Origin of the sequence: Ruminococcus sp. AF17-12 (genome assembly GCF_003479245.1) — a bacterium.
Classification (GTDB): domain Bacteria; phylum Bacillota; class Clostridia; order Lachnospirales; family Lachnospiraceae; genus Blautia_A; species Blautia_A fusiformis.
Genome location: NZ_QUGY01000009.1, coordinates 72,660 through 90,674, shown reverse-complemented (window position 1 = coordinate 90,674; position 18,015 = coordinate 72,660). Strand labels below are relative to the sequence as shown.

Genomic DNA, 18,015 nt, shown 5'->3' with positions numbered 1-18,015 from the left:
TGGCATACAGTAAGAATTATGTTAATGTGATCGTAGCTTCCAAGGTTCAGAAAAGAAGCTGTTCTTTCAATTTCCATTTTCTGTTCCTGGAAGTAAAGGCTGCCTCCACAGAATTCAGAAGCAGCAGCCTTTTCTGCTCCTGGGTAAGATCTAACAGAGATTCCATATATCGGAATTCCCGGGAAAGGGTTGTTCTTTCAATCGCCGGATCATCGGTATTTAAGGTTACCTTAAGTCCCATTTCGAGAAATGCTTTCAGCGGATAATCAGACATTTCTTCCACAGCTTTTGTCTGGCGGTTGCTTGTAGGACACATTTCCAGAAAAATCCCATTATCCTTTACAAGCTGTATCACTTCCTTATTTCCTGCAATCCTTACACCATGGCCGATCCTAACTGCACCCATATGGACAGCTGTTTTTACATCCTCTGCATTTCCGGCCTCACCTGCATGGATAGTAAATGGAACCTGATATTCTCTTGCTTTTGCAAAAAGAGCCTCGTAATTTTCTGTTGGAAAGAGTGCCTCGGCTCCTGCAAGATCGATAGCAACCACGCCGCCATCTTCAACAAGATATTTTTTGGCCAGCTCCAGAGTTTCCAGATTTTCTTTTTGGTTAAGATCACCGCGCATACAACATAAGATCAGATTACCGGGGATGGGAGCTCTTTTCAGACCACGTAATGCAGCATGGATCGCTGTTTCCTGAGTCATTTCCTTCTGTGTATGGAACTGTGGGGCAAAACGAAGTTCTGCGTAGATCACACCGTCTTCTTCCATTTCAGAAAGGATAAGATAAACAGCCTCTTCCAATGCCTCTTCTGTCTGAAGAAGGGAAAGAGGCAGGTCAAAGCATTTCAGAAAATCATTGAGATTTTCGCAGGTATCCGGCACAGAAAGGAGAGAAAGAAGCTCTTCATCTGTGGCAACCGGAAGCGTGATCTGCTGCAATGCGGCAAGTTTTCTGGCTATCTCTGTGGTAATGCAGCCGTCCAGATGTGCGTGGAGATCGATGTAGTGATCAATTCTATTTTCTGTTTTCATAGGCGCTAAGTACCTCCCTGGTTGGATTTATTCTTATCCCTGAAATGGTTTTGCGTTTCTTATGGTATCTGTCGGAAGGAAATATTAAGGTGAATTCCGGGTTATATTTCCTGTGTGGCTTTTTTTAACCAGGATTGCTCTTCTTCATTCAGATACGGAGAAATCTTTTCGTATACAAGGGCATGATACTGATTGAGCAATTTGCGCTCTCCTGCTTCCATCTGTTCCGGATCGATACCTTCCAGATCAAATGGGACCAGAGTCAGTGGCTCAAATTTCATAAACTGGCCGTAGGATGTTTTTTCGGCTTTTTTGCAAACTACAAGATTTTCGTGACGGATGCCGAATTCATTTTCCGCATAATATCCCGGTTCATCGGAGGTGATCATCCCTTCTTCCAGAACAGGAGCCGGAAGCTCAGCAGGGCTTTTCCAGCGGAAGCTCTGCGGTCCTTCGTGTACATTGAGAAGATAACCTACGCCATGGCCGGTTCCGTGGTTGTAATCCTCTCCCATAGCCCAGAGAGGTCCTCTAGCCAGGGCATCCAGATTCAGGCCGGTACAGCCGTAACGGAATTTTGCTGCTGCCAGGTTCAGGTGTCCACGGAGTACTGCTGTGAAATATTTTTTTTCTTTTTCAGTAACCGGGCCAAGTACAACGGTGCGGGTGATATCAGTAGTGCCCTCCAGATAATGTCCGCCTGTATCCATCAGAACCAGCCCTTTTGGCTCCAGTGGAATATTGGTTTCTTCTGTTGCACTGTAATGGACAATGGCTCCATGTGCACCGTAGGCAATGATGGGATCAAAGCTGTTTCCCTGAAAATTCTCCTGTACGGAACGGAATTCATAGAGCTTATCAGCAGCGGAAAGCTCGGTGATCTCCTTCATTCCCACATTCTTCTTCAGCCAGTAGATAAACTTCACCATTGCAACGCCATCTTTGAGGTGGGCTGTCTTTTCATTCCGGACTTCGGTTTCATTTTTGATGGCTTTTGGGAGAAGGGTCAGATTTTCACCGTCCAGGATCGTTACCGTCTTTGGAATACTGCTGACCAGCCGGCTGTTTACATTGCTTCTGGAAAGAAATACCTTTTTCTCTTCGGGAATCGTCTGTACATAGGTGTAAATATCATCATATGGATAAATGGCAATACCGTCTTTGGAAAGTGCTTCCTTAACAGAATCCGAAAAGGCTTTTTCATTGACAAAAAGACGGAGCTCACTGTCATCCAGCACAAGATAGGAAAGAACTACCGGGCAGCAGTGGATATCATTTCCGCGGATATTTAAAAGCCATGCAATGTCATCAAGGGAAGTGAGGATAAAGAGGTCTGCGCCCTTCTCTTTCAGTTTGCTGCGGATCTCACGGATCTTGTCTGCTCTGGATCTTCCGGCCCATTTTTCGGATAATTCCATTACCGGTTCACAGGAAAGTGCTGGACGATCATCCCAGATATTTCCGATGAGATCCTCATTTACAGAAAAATGTACCTGTTTTTTCTGAAGGATTCTTTCTAGCGTCTCTGCTTCTTCTGCGCTTACGGTACGGCCATCGAAGCCGAGACACATTCCCTCTTTCAGATTTTCTTCCAGGAATTTGTGGATCGTTGGTACGTCCGGTTCTCCCATCTTAAACAGAGTAACCGGAGTTCCCTCTAACTGCTGTGCAGCCTGGATAAAATATCTTCCGTCTGTCCAGAGTCCGGCCATGTCCTGCATGATCACGGCAGTTCCGGCAGAACCGGTAAATCCGGTGATGTATTTTCTGCATTTAAAATAATCTCCAACATACTCAGAACCATGAAAATCATCGGTCGGAACCAGATAAGCATCGATTCCCTTTTCCCTCATCTGTTTTCGAAGAGCTGTGATCCGTTCTGTAACTGTCATAATCTTATGCCTCCTCTGTATAACTGTTCTTTATCGCAAAGCCATGATCCATAGGGCCGCTTCCTTTTCCCAGATCTAACATGGCAGCAAGGGCTCCGGAAATATAGTCCTTGGCACGGTTTACAGATTCCACCATGGAAAATCCCTTTGCAAGGTTGGAAGCGATGGCTGAGGAAAGAGTACATCCTGTTCCGTGGGTGTTGGGATTGTCGATCCTTTTTCCCTCAAACCACTGATATGTTCCATTTACATAGAGAAGATCATTGGCATCATTGAGCTTATGTCCGCCCTTGCAGAGAACTGCACAGTGATATTGCTCGGAAACCTGTTTTGCAGCTTCGATCATATCATCGGCGCTTTTGATCTTCCTTCCGGTAAGCACCTCGGTTTCCGGGATATTGGGGGTGAGAAGATCTGCAAGAGGAAACAGTTCTTCCTTCAGAACATCCACCGCCTCCTCACTGATCAGTCTTGCACCACTGGTGGCAACCATAACCGGGTCCACCACGATGTTTTTTGCCCGATACTGTCGGAGTTTTCCTGCGATCATATGGATCAGATCACTTTCGGAAACCATTCCGATCTTTACTGCATCCGGAAAGATATCCGTAAAAATACAGTCCAGCTCCTGACCCAGGAACTCTGCGGTTGCATTCTGGATGGCTGTGACACCGGTGGTGTTCTGGGCAGTCAGTGCGGTGATGGCACTCATGGCGTATACTCCGTTTGCCATCATGGTTTTAATATCGGCCTGGATCCCGGCTCCTCCGCTGGAATCGCTGCCTGCGATGGTTAATGCTGTTTTCATCTTTGGTTTCCTCCATTTTCTGTGAATATATGATTCTGTAACTCTGTCAGATCCCGACAGTAGATATAGGCATCCTTTTTCAACTGTTCCTGATCCGGTTCTCCCAATGCGTCATAAATACCGGCAGTCAGAAATCCTGCTTTTCCGGCAGTCTGCAACGCGTAGAGCGAATCCTCCACAACCAGTGTCCGGGATGGCTCCGATCCCAGTGCTTCTGCTGCTGTAAAATAGACCTTCGGAGAATGTTTGCTTTCTCCGATCTCACTGGTGGTATAGATTTTATTAAAAAAAGAAAGAAGTCCGTTTCTTTCCAGTGCCCGGCAGATATGTTCCCTGGGGCTTGAGGTTGCCACAGCAGCCGGGATTTTCTGTTCTGTAAGACATTGAAGAAGCTCCCTGGCACCTGATTTTGCCGGGACCTTTTCAAAATAATATTTACGGATCCGGGCTTTCAGATCCATCACGATCTTTTCTTCGGAATACGCAAGAGTAAACCTGTTTTTCAGCCAGGCCGCTCCCTGCTCCATACTCATGGGAAAAAGGATTTCGTCCATTCCCGCAACCGGTTGATATCCCAGATCTGTAATATATCGTTTTCCAAGCTCCTTCCAGACAGAAAGCGAGTCCAGAAGGACACCATCTGCATCAAATATCATGGCTTTTATAGGAAAAATCATGTTTATACTCCTGAAAAATTTTTTGTGATACTCTGTCATTGGAACATTACGAAATAATTTTCCATGACATAAAAAACTGACATAAAAAACGCGGATATATCACAAAAGATATATCCGCATTTATTATAAGCCGCAGATTCCCAAAATGCAACCGGGAGTTAATGAGGCTCATCTGAAACAGTAACTCTCTGTTTTCAAAATATTTTTTATTCTTTACCGTTAAAACAATATGTGCATACATTACAAGGATCGATTCCAATGGATTCCAGAAGATCATCCAGTCTGTGATAACGGAGAGTGGTAAAATTCTGCATCTTGCAGATATCCTGTACCATCTGCTCGTATTTCTCTGTATGTGGATCTGCATATTCATCCAGAATTTCCTGCGGACAGTTGGGGCCTTCTCTTTTTTCAATCACCTGACGGGCGATCAGCTCCATCTCAGATTTGGAACGTGAGAAGTTTAAGTATTTGCAGCCGTACATGATCGGCGGGCAGGCAGGACGGACATGAACCTCCTTGGCACCGCTGCGGTACAGAAATTCAGTTGTTTCGCGGAGCTGGGTACCACGTACGATGGAGTCGTCTATGAGAAGAAGTTTTTTATCCTTGATCAGCGCACGTACCGGGATCAGCTTCATTTTTGCAATAAGGTTACGCTGGTTCTGATTGGTCGGCATAAAAGATCTGGGCCAGGTTGGTGTATATTTGATGAAAGGTCTTGCGTAAGGAATGCCGGATTCATTGGCGTATCCGATGGCATGGGCAATGCCGGAATCCGGAACACCGGCTACAATATCCGGGTGCACGGAATCGCCGTCTCTCTTTGCAAGCATGCTTCCACAGCGGTAGCGCATCTCCTCTACATTTACACCTTCATAAGAGGCTGTCGGATATCCGTAGTAAACCCAGAGGAAAGAACAGATCTTCATTTTCTTTCCAGGCTCAACCAGAGTTTTAACTTCGTCTGCTGTTACGAATACGATCTCTCCAGGGCCTAGCTCTTTATAATCTTCGTATCCAAGGTTGATATAGGCATGACTTTCAAAAGAAATACAGTATGACCCTTCTTTGTGGCCAATTTCCACAGGAGTTCGTCCCATCTTGTCACGGGCTGCATAAATTCCGTCTTTTGTCATAAGAAGCAGAGTCATGGAGCCATCGATCAGGCCCTGTACATACTGGATACCTTCCACAAAATTGTCCTTTTCACAGATCAGTGCAGCGATCAGTTCGGTCACATTGACTGTTCCGTTGGTCATCTCCTGAAAATGTACCTTGGTCGTATTGTACAGCTGCTGCAGAAGTTCATCATAATTATTGATCTTTCCCACAAAAGTGAGGGCAAAGCTGCCGATCCTGGAACTGAACAGAAGGGGCTGAGGCTCATAATCAGAAATGCATCCGATTCCCATATTTCCCTTCATGGAACCCACATCTCCGTCAAATTTTGTACGGAAAGGCGTGTTCTCAATGTTGTGGATGGCACGGTCAAATCCACGTTCTCCGTAAACCGCCATACCTCCGCGGCGTGTTCCCAGATGAGAATGATAATCCACTCCGTAAAAAAGTTCCAGTACGCAGTCGCTTTTCGATGCTACTCCAAAAAATCCGCTCATAATGTGCTCCTCTCTGCTTCCATAGTATTAACGATTCCTGTTATCGTTCGTACATCCATAATCGTTATCAGTATAGCATAAGAGAATTGAAAATAAAAACCAATTTGGCGGATAATCCTGCTTTTTCAGAATAAACTATAAAGATATTAGCCGGATTTATAGAAGTGGAAAATTTTTTCTGTATGAGCCAAAAGAAACAGCTCCGCTTTTACAGAACTGTTTCTTTTGGCCATTTGGCAAATATGTGGTTTAAAAATCCGGTTTATTCCTGGGTGATTCCCTTAAACTCGTAACCGGCTTCCTTGATCACTTCTTCAACCTTTGCTTCGTCAACCTTCTCAGGTACAGAGAATACAGTTGTTCCGTTCTCGTGGGAAGAAACTACATCTTCTGCTCCGAAAGCTGCCTGGATGGCTTTGTTTACGTGGGCCTCACAGTGTCCGCACATCATTCCTTCTACATTGACCGTTACCTTTACCATTGTTTTGTTCTCCTTTTCTTCTTTTATATTTTCATCATGACTGATGTGTAATGTTACCGGATTTTTGATCGTTTTGTCTTTGGCTGCATTGTGGATCTGAAACAGATTCAGACGTAGTGCATTTGTTACAACACAGAAGCTGGAAAGACTCATGGCCGCAGCTCCGAACATCGGATTCAAGGTCCATCCGAAAAGCGGGATCCAGACACCTGCTGCAAGGGGAATGCCGATTATATTGTAGAAAAATGCCCAGAAAAGATTCTCATGGATATTCCGAAGTGTGGCGCGGCTTAAACGTACTGCCGCTGGAACATCGCTTAACTGGCTCTTCATCAGAACGATATCTGCCGCATCAATGGCAATATCTGTTCCTGCACCGATGGCAATTCCGATATCGGCTCTTGTAAGTGCCGGCGCGTCGTTGATACCGTCACCGACCATGGCAACCTTTCCCTGCTCCTTCAGAGCGCGGATCACACTTTCTTTTCCATCCGGAAGAACTCCTGCGATCACATCGTCAACTCCTGCCTGAGCTCCGATGGCTTTTGCGGTACGCTCATTGTCACCGGTAAGCATAACTACACGGATTCCCATGTTCTGAAGCTCTTTTACTGCACGGGGACTGTCTTCCTTGATCACATCCGCAACTGCGATGATTCCCAGAAGTTTACCGTTTCGTGTGAAAAGAAGGGGCGTTTTTCCATGCTCTGCAAGCTGCTCGGCTCTCCTGTTAAGGTCTGCGGAAACCTTTGTCTGGCTGCTGATAAATTTCATGCTTCCGCCTGTCAGTTTGTCACTTCCAAGTATAGCGGAAAGTCCGTTTCCCGGAAGTGCCTGGAATCCGGTTACTTCACCTGTGGCAAGGTTCTCTTCCTCGGCTTTTTTGAGAACGGCTTTTGCCAAAGGATGTTCACTTTTTTTCTCCAGTGCACAGGCCAGAGAGAGAAGCTCTGTTTCTGTAACTCCCTCTGCCGGGAGAATATCTGTTACCTCCGGCTGACCGCTTGTAATGGTTCCGGTTTTATCCAGTGCGACGATCTGGACTTTTCCTGCTTCCTCCAGGGAAACAGCTGTTTTGAAAAGGATTCCGTTTTTGGCACCCATACCGTTGCCGACCATAATGGCAACCGGTGTTGCAAGGCCAAGTGCGCAGGGGCAGCTGATGACCAGAACGGAAATCCCCCTTGCCAGAGCATAACCGAAGGTCTGTCCTGCAAGAAGCCAGATGATCGTTGTGATCACTGCGATTGTGATCACTGCCGGTACAAACACACCGGAAACACGGTCTGCGATCTTTGCGATCGGTGCCTTGGTGGCTGCCGCATCACTGACCATTTTGATGATCTGGGAAAGAGTGGTATCCTCTCCCACTCTGGTCGCTTCGCATTTGATAAATCCGGACTGATTCACAGTTGCCGCAGAAACCATATCTCCAGTTTCTTTATCAACCGGGATACTCTCGCCGGTCAGTGCGGATTCATTGACTGCGGTGGTTCCTTCCAGGATCACTCCGTCCACCGGAATATTCTCTCCCGGGCGGACGACAAAGGTTTCTCCTTTCTGAACCTGCTCAATAGGAACGGTAAGTTCCTGTCCCTTTCGTACCACGACCGCAGTTTTGGGTGCCAGCTTCATAAGGCTTTTAAGCGCATCCGTTGTCTTTCCTTTAGAACGGGCCTCCAGCATTTTTCCTACGGTGATCAGTGTCAGGATCATGGCTGCAGATTCAAAATAAAAATCCATCATATAATTCATAACTGCAGCAGAATCTCCATCTACCTGTGCTCTTGTCATGGCAAACAGTGCATAGACGCTCCACAGGAAGGATGCCATGGAGCCAAGAGCTACCAGAGTATCCATATTTGGGGAACGGCGCCACAGACTCTTAAATCCATTGATGAAAAATTTCTGGTTGATCACCATAATGATACCAGCCAGGAGCAGCTGTATCAGTCCCATGGCTACGTGATTGCCGTCAAACCATTTCGGCAGTGGCCATCCCCACATCATGTGCCCCATGGAGAAATACATCAGCACCAGCAAAAATCCCACGGATGTGATAAGACGTTTCTTTAGGATCGGAGTTTCATGATCTTCCAGCGCTTCTTCTGCCGCAGACATGGAAATCTTCGCTCCGGCAGTTCCGCCCTTTAAGGATGCACCATATCCGGCGGCTTCCACTGCGGCAATGATCTCACCGGATGAAGCGGTTCCTTCAACTCCCATGGAGTTGGTCAGAAGACTGACGGAACAGCTATTCACCCCCGGAACTTTCGATACGGCTTTTTCCACACGGGCAGAGCAGGCGGCGCAGCTCATACCAGTTACATTATATTGTTCCATTTTCTTTCAGTACCTCCTAAAATCCAGTTTGTCCCTTTATTTCATCAGCTTCTGGAGGGTTGCTACCAGCTCATCAATGGTCTCATCCTTACCTTCCCGGATATCCCGGGCAACGCAGGTGCGGATGTGGCTGGCAAGCAGCTCTTTATTAAACGCATTCACTGCAGCATTGACTGCAGCAGACTGGATCAGGATATCATTACAGTAGGCATCATTCTCCATCATTCCTATAATGCCTCTGATCTGGCCTTCAATACGTTTCAGACGGTTGATCAGCTTTTTTTTCTCCTCTTCTGAACGCGCAGTGTGTTTTTCACAGCAGCAGGGACAGACTTTCTTTTCAGACATAAGCTGTCTCTCCTTTCCCATAAATACCCTCATGGGGTATCCTGTTTATATGAAATAATATATACCCTCATGGGGTATTTGTCAATAGAAACAATATTTTTATAATAAAAAAGCCCGCTCATCCGATAATGGCAATGAGCGGGCAATATAAACTTATAATTAGCCGAATCAGGTAAGTCCCCAACGGGGTTGCGAAAAGCAATAAGCAGTGGGTGGGGACTTGTCTATAATTCTACTCTTCCACGATATGTCCGAAATAATAGAATCCCTTGCAGGTATCCAGGCTTACTTTTACATATTTGCCGATGAGATCTTTTTCTCCCGGGAAATGAACCAAGAGATTATGCTGGGTACGGCCAGTAAGAGTGCCTTTCTCCCGGTTTTCGTCTTCTACCAGGATTTCCTGAATGGTTCCCTGGAAACGGGAGGAATTTTCCCGGCCCTTTTCCTGTACTAGGGTAAGAAGACGGCTGAAACGGTCTTTTACCACATCCTCCGGCACCTGATTTTCCATGCCGGCTGCAGGGGTTCCGCTTCGTTTGGAATAAATAAATGTGAAGGCAGTATCGTAATTTGCTTTTTTTACAACATCCAGTGTTTCCTGGAAATCTTCTTCTGTTTCTCCCGGAAATCCGACCATGATATCTGTTGTCAGCGAAATATCCGGGATCGCCTTACGGATCTTATCTACCAGCTCCAGATATTTCTCCTTGTCGTAACGGCGGTTCATTTCCTTTAAGACTCTGCTGCTTCCGGACTGCAGCGGAAGATGCAGATGGTGACAGATCTTCTGGCTCTCTGCCATGGTCTGGATCAGCTCATCGGACAGGTCCTTCGGATGGGAAGTCATAAAACGGATACGCTTCAGCCCTTCGATCTTTTCCACTTCTTTCAGAAGTTCTGCAAAGGTTACCGGTGTTTCCAGAGTTTTTCCGTAGGAGTTTACATTCTGACCAAGAAGCATGATCTCAGTAACGCCATCTGCGACCAGTTCCTCGATCTCGCGAATGATGGCCTGTGGCTCGCGGCTCTTTTCGCGGCCGCGGACATAAGGAACGATGCAGTAGCTGCAGAAGTTATTGCAGCCAAACATTACGCTGACTCCTGTTTTGAATGAGTATTTGCGGGAAGTTGGCATGCCCTCTACGATCTCATCGGATTCCTTCCAGATATCAATGATCTGGTCGTCGGTCTGCAGCGTCCGGTAAAAAAGCTCGGGGAATTTGTGGATATTATGGGTTCCGAATACAAGATTTACATATTTATAATCCTTGCGGATCTTTTCCACTACGTGATGCTCCTGCATCATACATCCGAACAGTACGATCTTCATATCCGGGTGCTCCCGTTTGATGCTCTTTAAATGTCCAAGATGTCCATAGATCTTCTGATTGGCATTTTCCCGGACTGTGCAGGTGTTAAATACAACTGCATCAGCATCCTCGGTATCTACCATTTCATATCCCATTTTTTCCATGATGGCCGCAATAGACTCTGTCTGGATGGAGTTCATCTGGCATCCTTCATTCTGGATGTGGAAGGTGGGACGTTTCGTACTGCTTTTGGCAAGAAGTTCTTTACATTTTTCAATGTACTGAAGCTGGATCTCTGTTTCTTTGTTCTGGCTCAAATCAATTCCTCCAATAACTAAAAATTTCATATGTATCTATAAATTATTTTTCTTTAGACAATATCAGACGGGAGCATTGAACTCCCGTCTGATATATCATACAGAATTTACAGTTGTCTGTCAAAGAGTTTTTATAATAGCGGTGCAAAAACTCTCAGTACGTTCTGAATGGCACGTACCACAATATTTCTCTTCTGGCAGAATGCCAGATCAATGGGATCACAGTACTCCAGAGTTTCTGTAAAATCATCCCGGATGTCCAGGATCACATCATTCTTATACATCCAGACACCATCTTCAAAATGCAGATAAAGGCTTCGGTAATCCAGATTTATGGTTCCTACGACGCCTACTTTGTCATCACAGACAAAAGATTTTGCATGTAAAAATCCCGGCTGGTATTCGTAGATCTTTACACCTGCTTCCAGAAGCTGCTTATAATAAGACTGTGTCAGCAGGAATACCATTTTTTTGTCCGGGATACCTGGTGTCATGATCCGGACATCCACACCGCTTTTTGCAGCGAGGCACAGGGCGGTCATCATCTCATTATCTATGATCAGATATGGTGTGCAGATATAAACATAGTTTTTGGCGCGATTGATAATATTAAGATAAACGTTCTCTCCTACGATCTCATCGTCCAGGGGGGAATCGCAGAATGGTTGGACATAACCGTTTCCCGGAAATTCGTTGGGGTGCCACCTGTGCGGAACATAATTTCCGAAATCAAGAGAAGTATCTGTTTTGGTAACGATTCCCCACATATACAGGAACATAGCTGTCATATTCCAGACGCCTTCTCCTTTCAGCATAACGGCTGTATCCTTCCAGTGGCCAAACCGTTTTCGCTGATTGATATATTCGTCAGCCAGGTTGATGCCGCCGGTAAAACCGGTCCAGCCATCGATCACACAGATCTTACGGTGGTCACGGTTATTCTGGATTATATTAAGAATCGGACGGAACCGGTTGAATACTTCGCATTTGATTCCTCGCCGGCGCATCTCCTGATCATACTTGTATGGCAATGTGGTAAGGCAGCCGAAGCCATCATAGATCAGTCGGACATCCACTCCTTCTTTAGCCTTTTTTTCAAGGATATTAAGGATCGTCTGCCACATTACCCCATCATTTATGATGAAATATTCGATAAAAATAAAATGCTTTGCCTGCTCCAGTTCATGCACCAGAACCGGAAACATATCATCTCCTACCTGAAAATACTCTGCTGTGGTATTCTCGTGAACCGGATATCTTGAATATTGCCAGATGTAATCCGACTGGATCCTCATGGAACGGTCGTCTTCGTTTAAACGTTTTCTTGTGAGCTCTGAGCCTTCCAGGTATTCAGCAGTTTCATCAATAAGATTCTGATAATGCTGCTCCATTACAGTGCCGATCCGTGACTTACCGAAAAGAAGGTACAGGGAAACACCAAATACCGGAAAAATAAGGATCAGCATCGTCCAGGCGAGCTTATAAGATGGATTGATCTTTTTATTTACGATCCACAGAACAACCAGAAAACCTATGGCCTGCATTCCGATCGTCACCCATCTGGAGTATTCCATAAGCCGGAAAAGGGCGATCAGCAACCATGCCAGCTGCACAACAAGAGCCAGAGCTACATAAAAAATTCGATTAAATAATAATTTAAGGAGCGATCGCAATGGTTTGATAATCAGTTTAATAAACAAATTCATATTTCTTTCCTTCGTCAAACGTTCCTGTTTCTATTTAATTAAAAATCCCTGACCATACAGCCAGGGATTTTTGCGCACAATTAATTATATTTACGTTTTCTTGCGGCTTCAGATTTTTTCTTACGACGAACGCTTGGCTTCTCGTAATGCTCTCTCTTACGGATTTCCTGCTGGATTCCCGCCTTAGCACAGCTTCTCTTGAATCTGCGAAGAGCGCTATCTAAAGTCTCGTTCTCTTTTACGATAACGTTTGACATAGACTCACACCTAACCTCCCTCCAGTTGTAGATTGTGCTAAAATACAACTGTCTGGGTATTTTTCTTGCACGAGTGTTATTATATAGCATAACATGTGCTTTCGTCAACATCTTTTTCGATTTTTATGAAAAAAATGTCAAAACTGTAAATCACGCACAACTTTGTTATTTTGTGAGCTGTTTTTCAAGGATTCCTGCTGCTGCGTCCATAGCTTCCTGGGCTTTTTCCGGATTCTTTCCGCCGGCCTGTGCCATGTTCGGACGTCCGCCGCCGCCACCGCCAACGATCGCTGCCACTGCTTTGATCAGGTTTCCTGCATGAGCGCCTGCTTTCTGAGCTGCATCCGTTGCCATTGCAAGAAGATTAACCTTGCCGTCGTTTACTGCTGCAAGAAGGACAACACCTTCGCCAAGCTGCTCTTTCAGTTTATCACCCAGGTCTCTGAGACCGTTCATGTCAACGCCTTCAACTTTGGCTGCAAGGAGTTTTACACCGTTTACTTCAACGACTTTATCCATAACATCGCCAAGTGCACTCTGGGCAGCTTTGCTCTTAAGGGATTCATTCTCGCTCTGAAGAGCCTTTACTTCAGCCTGCAGGTGACTGATCTTTTCTACAACCTCGGCTGTATTGGCCTTTAATGCTTTTGCAGCCTCATGGAGAAGCTCTTCCTGCTTTCTGTAGTATTCGATAACTGCTTTGCCGGTAAGTGCCTCAATACGGCGTACACCAGCTGCGATACCGGATTCGGAAACGATCTTAAAGAGCATGATGGAGCTTGTATTCTTTACATGAGTACCACCACAGAGCTCTTTGGAAAAGTCTCCCATGGATACTACACGTACCTTCTGGTCATATTTCTCACCAAAGAGAGCCATTGCTCCGGATTTCTTGGCTTCTTCCACATCCATGACATCTGTATGAACATCAAGACCTGCCTGGATCTCTTTGTTTACAAGCTCTTCTGTTGCCTGGAGTTCTTCTGCTGTCATAGCCTGAAAATGAGCAAAGTCAAAACGAAGTCTGTCCGGAGTTACCAGAGAACCCTTCTGCTCTACGTGGGAACCAAGAACGGTCTTCAGTGCTTTCTGAAGAAGATGTGTTGCACTGTGGTTTTTCTCGGTATCTTTTCTTGCTTCTTCGTTTACCTTCAGGGATACTGTCTCACTTGAGGAAATCATACCGGATTCCATATGTCCTACGTGACCGAATTTGCCACCGCGGAGTTTGATGGTGTCCTCAACAACAAATTTACCGTTTGCAGTCTCGATCACACCGGTATCACCTTCCTGTCCACCCATTGTTGCATAGAAAGGAGTCTGCTCTACAAATACGGTACCCTTCTGTCCCTCTGTGAGAGAATCTACGATCTCTGTTTCTGTGGTAAGGACAGTAACCTTGGAATCAAAGGTAAGATGGTCGTAGCCGACGAATTCTGTTGTTACGTTTACATCAATATCATCGTATACGGTTGCGTCTGCACCCATATAGTTGGTTACTTCACGGGCAGTACGTGCCTTGACTCTCTGTTCCTCCATTGCTTTCTGGAAGCCTTCCTCGTCAATGCCGTAGCCTTTTTCCTCAAGGATCTCTTTTGTAAGGTCAAGAGGGAATCCGTACGTATCATAAAGCTTGAATGCGTTGTCACCGGAAAGAGTCTTTTCACCTGCTTTTTTCATATCCTCTTCCATGTCGGAAAGGATGCGAAGTCCCTGATCGATAGTTTTGTTGAACTGATTCTCCTCATTTGTCAGTACACGGAAGATGAACTCTTTCTTCTCCTCAAGCTCCGGATATCCGGCTTTGGAGCTCTCGATCACCTGTGCACTTAATTTTGCAAGGAAAGTTCCCTCGATGCCAAGAAGACGTCCGTGACGTGCTGCACGGCGGATCAGACGGCGGAGAACATATCCACGTCCCTCATTGGTTGGCATGATTCCATCGGAGATCATAAATGTTGCGGAACGGATATGGTCCGTGATCAGACGGATGGAAACGTCATCGGCATAGTTTTTATCATATTCTTTATGTGCGATCTCGCATACAAGATTACGAAGTGCACAAATTGTATCTACATCAAAAATAGAATCAACATCCTGAACAACTACAGCAAGACGCTCAAGTCCCATACCGGTATCGATGTTTTTCTGTTTCAGGGTTGTGTAGTTTCCGTTTCCATCGTTCTCGAACTGTGTGAAAACGTTGTTCCATACTTCCATGTAACGGTCGCAGTCGCAGCCTACCGTACATCCAGGTTTGCCACAGCCGTATTTTTCGCCACGGTCATAGTAGATCTCAGAGCATGGACCGCATGGACCTGCGCCATGCTCCCAGAAGTTATCCTCTTTTCCGAAACGGAAAATACGTTCAGACGGAATCCCTACTTCTTTGTTCCAGATATTGAAGGCTTCATCATCATCCAGGTAAATGGATGGGTAGAGACGGTCTGCATCAAGCCCTACAACCTCAGTAAGAAACTCCCAGGACCAGTGGATGGCTTCTTTCTTGAAGTAATCACCAAAAGAGAAGTTACCAAGCATTTCAAAGAAAGTACCGTGACGTGCGGTTTTACCTACATTTTCGATATCTCCGGTACGGATACATTTCTGGCAGGTTGTCACTCTTGTTCTTGGCGGCTTCTCAGCACCTGTAAAATATGGTTTCAGCGGAGCCATACCTGCATTGATCAGCAGAAGACTCTTATCTCCCTGAGGAACCAGGGAAAAGCTTTTCATTACAAGATGGCCCTTGCTCTCCATAAAGTCAAGGAACATCTTACGAAGTTCGTTCACTCCGTACTTTTTCATGTTGTTATCCTCCTTGTGTCAACCCTACCTGTCAGCATTTCCGGAATGCCGTAGCTTTATCCCGGAAATGTCACAGATATGGGAAATTATTTTACACAGATCTTTTTGAATTTTTTCTTGCCTCGTTTCAGAACGATCCCGTCCCCTGCAAAAGCATCCTTCTCAACCGTATGGTAAATATCGGTGAGCTTCTCACCATCGATGGATACACCACCCTGCTGGATTGCACGGCGACCCTCGGAACGGCTTGGTACCAGCTCTGCTTTTACAAGAAGTGTGATCAGGTCGATTTTTCCTTCCTCGTCAAAATCTTCCTCTGAAAGCTCTGTTGTAGGCATATGAGAAGTATCTGCACCTGAGAACAGTGCGCGGGCACCCTCCTGTGCTTTCTTGGCTTCCTCCTCACCGTGTACAAGCTCTGTCAGCTGGTATGCAAGGATCTCCTTGGCTTTGTTCAGCTCGCTGCCTTCCCATTTGGCCATCTCGTCGATCTCCTCAAGAGGAAGGAAAGTAAGAAGACGCATACATTTGATAACGTCAGCATCGTCTACATTTCTCCAGTACTGGTAGAAATCGAACGGGGATGTCTTATTCGGATCAAGCCATACAGCTCCGGACTGTGTTTTTCCCATTTTTTTGCCCTCAGAATTGAGAAGCAGTGTGATGGTCATGGCATAGGCATCCTTGCCAAGCTTACGGCGGATCAGCTCGGTACCGCCAAGCATGTTGCTCCACTGGTCATCGCCACCGAACTGCATGTTGCAGCCGTATTTCTGGTACAGCATGTAGAAGTCGTAGCTCTGCATGATCATGTAGTTAAATTCCAGGAAGCTTAAGCCTCGCTCCATACGCTGTTTGTAGCACTCTGCTGTCAGCATACGGTTTACGGAAAAGTGAGCACCTACCTCACGGAGAAGCTCTACATAGTTAAGGTTCATAAGCCAGTCAGCATTGTTTACCATAAGAGCTTTTCCATCAGAGAAATCGATGAAACGGCTCATCTGCTGCTTGAAGCAGTCAATATTGTGCTGGATGGTTTCTTTTGTCAGCATCTGACGCATATCGGTCCTTCCGGACGGGTCACCGATCATTCCTGTTCCGCCGCCGAGAAGGGCAATCGGACGGTTTCCTGCCATCTGCAGTCTCTTCATCAGGCAAAGAGCCATGAAGTGACCTACATGAAGGCTGTCTGCTGTAGGGTCAAAGCCAATATAGAATGTGGCTTTCCCGTTATTTACCATCTCTTTGATCTCGTCTTCGTCTGTAACCTGTGCGATCAGGCCACGTGCTTTCAGTTCTTCCCAAACTGTCATTGTTCTTTCCTCCTGTATAGTCATATAAAAAATGCCCGGTTCCTGTCCGTTTAGGACGAGAACCGGGTCCCGCGTTACCACCTAAATTTACAGAAAACTCGCATTTCCTGCCTCATAAAGTGAATCTACATCCCGTTATATTCATATATATCAAGATATAAAACCACTTCAGCACAATAACGGGTGCCATTCCGTCGCAGCCTATCTATAATACGCTATTATTATAAAGTTTATAATTTACAGTATCAAGTCCCGATTCGGTGCGCAGCTCCGGGATGTATTCACAAAAGTTCTACCCTGCGCCTCTCACCTGCCGGCTGCTCTCTGTGGGGTTTTCCTCAAGCTACTTTTTCCCTTCCAAGCCTTTTACTATACTATATGAAGTATACAAACTGCTTTTTTGTTTGTCAAGAAATTTTAATATTGCTTTGACAACTTAAAGTGGCAGAATGTTACTGTTTACTCTGTTCTCAGTAACACGCTTCGCGATGCACAGAATTTACGCTGATCGCATAAATTCGCGCGATATGTTTCGGTTTTTCTGTGAGTGATAAGTGGAACTTTTATTTCTGTAAGCCATTTATTCCTTCATCTACGTAAAGGTCATTGCCGTCTGCCGCTGATGTGGCAAGCTGATCACACCGTTCATTTAACGGATTATCTGCATGTCCCTTAACCCAGTGGAAGCTTACCTGATGCTGCTCCTTGGCCTTTAAAAGGCGTTTCCAGAGATCTACGTTCTTCACATCTTCGTTTTTTCCACGTTTCCAGTTTTTCTTCAGCCAGGCATCGATCCAGTGCTGATTAAAAGCATCTACCAGATATTTGGAATCGGAATACAGATCCACCTGGCAGGGGCGGTTCAGTGCTTCCAGTGCTACGATGGCTGCCATCAGCTCCATCCGGTTGTTTGTGGTTTTTTTGTAGCCTCTGGACAGTTCACGTTCATGTAGCTGGCCTTTGGTATCGATGTACTGAAGAACTGCTCCGTAGCCTCCCGGTCCATCCGGATTTCCCCGGGCTGCACCATCCGTATAGATTTTCACCTGCATATTTGCTTCTCCTTAAATTATCAATTTAATGTCCAT

Annotated in this window: 13 protein-coding genes and 1 other annotated feature; all 13 genes read right to left on the bottom strand. The window is 45.7% G+C overall.

The window, feature by feature from the left end; genetic code table 11:
* Positions 1–46: 46 nt before the first annotated feature.
* Positions 47–1,045 (bottom strand): adenosine deaminase, encoded by a 999-nt coding sequence (add, locus tag DWW77_RS11295; protein ID WP_118608719.1) that lies wholly within the window; start codon positions 1,043–1,045, stop codon positions 47–49.
* 101 nt (positions 1,046–1,146) lie between these two features.
* Entirely contained in the window at positions 1,147–2,937 is a 1,791-nt protein-coding gene (locus DWW77_RS11290; protein WP_118608718.1) for an aminopeptidase P family protein, read from the bottom strand.
* A 4-nt stretch (positions 2,938–2,941) separates the two neighbouring features.
* Positions 2,942–3,745 (bottom strand): bifunctional hydroxymethylpyrimidine kinase/phosphomethylpyrimidine kinase, encoded by an 804-nt coding sequence (gene thiD / locus DWW77_RS11285; RefSeq protein ID WP_118608717.1) that lies wholly within the window; start codon positions 3,743–3,745, stop codon positions 2,942–2,944.
* Complete coding sequence (locus DWW77_RS11280; RefSeq protein WP_182431217.1) at positions 3,742–4,422, bottom strand: HAD family hydrolase; 681 nt, start codon at positions 4,420–4,422, stop codon at positions 3,742–3,744. The genes thiD and DWW77_RS11280 overlap by 4 nt, the downstream gene beginning before the upstream one ends.
* A gap of 206 nt (positions 4,423–4,628) precedes the next feature.
* Positions 4,629–6,041 carry an amidophosphoribosyltransferase gene (locus DWW77_RS11275; RefSeq protein WP_118608715.1) on the bottom strand — a complete coding sequence of 471 codons (1,413 nt, stop codon included), beginning with the start codon at positions 6,039–6,041 and terminating at the stop codon, positions 4,629–4,631.
* Between the two features lie 262 nt (positions 6,042–6,303).
* The gene (locus DWW77_RS11270) at positions 6,304–8,865 is read right to left on the bottom strand and encodes a heavy metal translocating P-type ATPase (RefSeq protein ID WP_118608714.1); all 2,562 of its coding nucleotides are present in this window, start codon (positions 8,863–8,865) and stop codon (positions 6,304–6,306) included.
* Between the two features lie 36 nt (positions 8,866–8,901).
* On the bottom strand, positions 8,902–9,213 hold the full coding sequence (locus DWW77_RS11265) for a metal-sensing transcriptional repressor (protein ID WP_118368760.1): 312 nt from the start codon (positions 9,211–9,213) through the stop codon (positions 8,902–8,904).
* A gap of 232 nt (positions 9,214–9,445) precedes the next feature.
* On the bottom strand, positions 9,446–10,873 hold the full coding sequence (gene miaB, locus DWW77_RS11260) for a tRNA (N6-isopentenyl adenosine(37)-C2)-methylthiotransferase MiaB (protein WP_118608713.1): 1,428 nt from the start codon (positions 10,871–10,873) through the stop codon (positions 9,446–9,448).
* A 101-nt stretch (positions 10,874–10,974) separates the two neighbouring features.
* Positions 10,975–12,549 (bottom strand): cardiolipin synthase, encoded by a 1,575-nt coding sequence (gene cls, locus DWW77_RS11255; RefSeq protein ID WP_118608712.1) that lies wholly within the window; start codon positions 12,547–12,549, stop codon positions 10,975–10,977.
* Between the two features lie 80 nt (positions 12,550–12,629).
* Positions 12,630–12,806, bottom strand: coding sequence for a 30S ribosomal protein S21 (gene rpsU, locus DWW77_RS11250; protein ID WP_004222305.1), 177 nt, complete (start codon positions 12,804–12,806; stop codon positions 12,630–12,632).
* A 165-nt stretch (positions 12,807–12,971) separates the two neighbouring features.
* Entirely contained in the window at positions 12,972–15,614 is a 2,643-nt protein-coding gene (gene alaS, locus DWW77_RS11245) for an alanine--tRNA ligase (RefSeq protein WP_118608711.1), read from the bottom strand.
* Positions 15,615–15,700: 86 nt separating this feature from the next.
* Complete coding sequence (tyrS, locus tag DWW77_RS11240) at positions 15,701–16,927, bottom strand: tyrosine--tRNA ligase (protein ID WP_015524942.1); 1,227 nt, start codon at positions 16,925–16,927, stop codon at positions 15,701–15,703.
* Positions 16,928–16,975: 48 nt separating this feature from the next.
* Positions 16,976–17,296: a binding site (T-box leader), on the bottom strand.
* Positions 17,297–17,490: 194 nt separating this feature from the next.
* Complete coding sequence (rnhA, locus tag DWW77_RS11235; protein ID WP_021651464.1) at positions 17,491–17,979, bottom strand: ribonuclease HI; 489 nt, start codon at positions 17,977–17,979, stop codon at positions 17,491–17,493.
* Positions 17,980–18,015 lie beyond the last annotated feature (36 nt).

Coding starts and splice junctions, on each gene's coding strand:
- DWW77_RS11280 (WP_182431217.1), bottom strand. CDS start 4,422: ATGATTTTTCCTATAAAAGCCATGATATTTGATGCAGATGGTGTCCTT.
- thiD (WP_118608717.1), bottom strand. CDS start 3,745: ATGAAAACAGCATTAACCATCGCAGGCAGCGATTCCAGCGGAGGAGCC.
- DWW77_RS11270 (WP_118608714.1), bottom strand. CDS start 8,865: ATGGAACAATATAATGTAACTGGTATGAGCTGCGCCGCCTGCTCTGCC.
- rpsU (WP_004222305.1), bottom strand. CDS start 12,806: ATGTCAAACGTTATCGTAAAAGAGAACGAGACTTTAGATAGCGCTCTT.
- miaB (WP_118608713.1), bottom strand. CDS start 10,873: ATGAAATTTTTAGTTATTGGAGGAATTGATTTGAGCCAGAACAAAGAA.
- DWW77_RS11265 (WP_118368760.1), bottom strand. CDS start 9,213: ATGTCTGAAAAGAAAGTCTGTCCCTGCTGCTGTGAAAAACACACTGCG.
- cls (WP_118608712.1), bottom strand. CDS start 12,549: ATGAATTTGTTTATTAAACTGATTATCAAACCATTGCGATCGCTCCTT.
- DWW77_RS11290 (WP_118608718.1), bottom strand. CDS start 2,937: ATGACAGTTACAGAACGGATCACAGCTCTTCGAAAACAGATGAGGGAA.
- rnhA (WP_021651464.1), bottom strand. CDS start 17,979: ATGCAGGTGAAAATCTATACGGATGGTGCAGCCCGGGGAAATCCGGAT.
- alaS (WP_118608711.1), bottom strand. CDS start 15,614: ATGAAAAAGTACGGAGTGAACGAACTTCGTAAGATGTTCCTTGACTTT.
- tyrS (WP_015524942.1), bottom strand. CDS start 16,927: ATGACAGTTTGGGAAGAACTGAAAGCACGTGGCCTGATCGCACAGGTT.
- add (WP_118608719.1), bottom strand. CDS start 1,045: ATGAAAACAGAAAATAGAATTGATCACTACATCGATCTCCACGCACAT.
- DWW77_RS11275 (WP_118608715.1), bottom strand. CDS start 6,041: ATGAGCGGATTTTTTGGAGTAGCATCGAAAAGCGACTGCGTACTGGAA.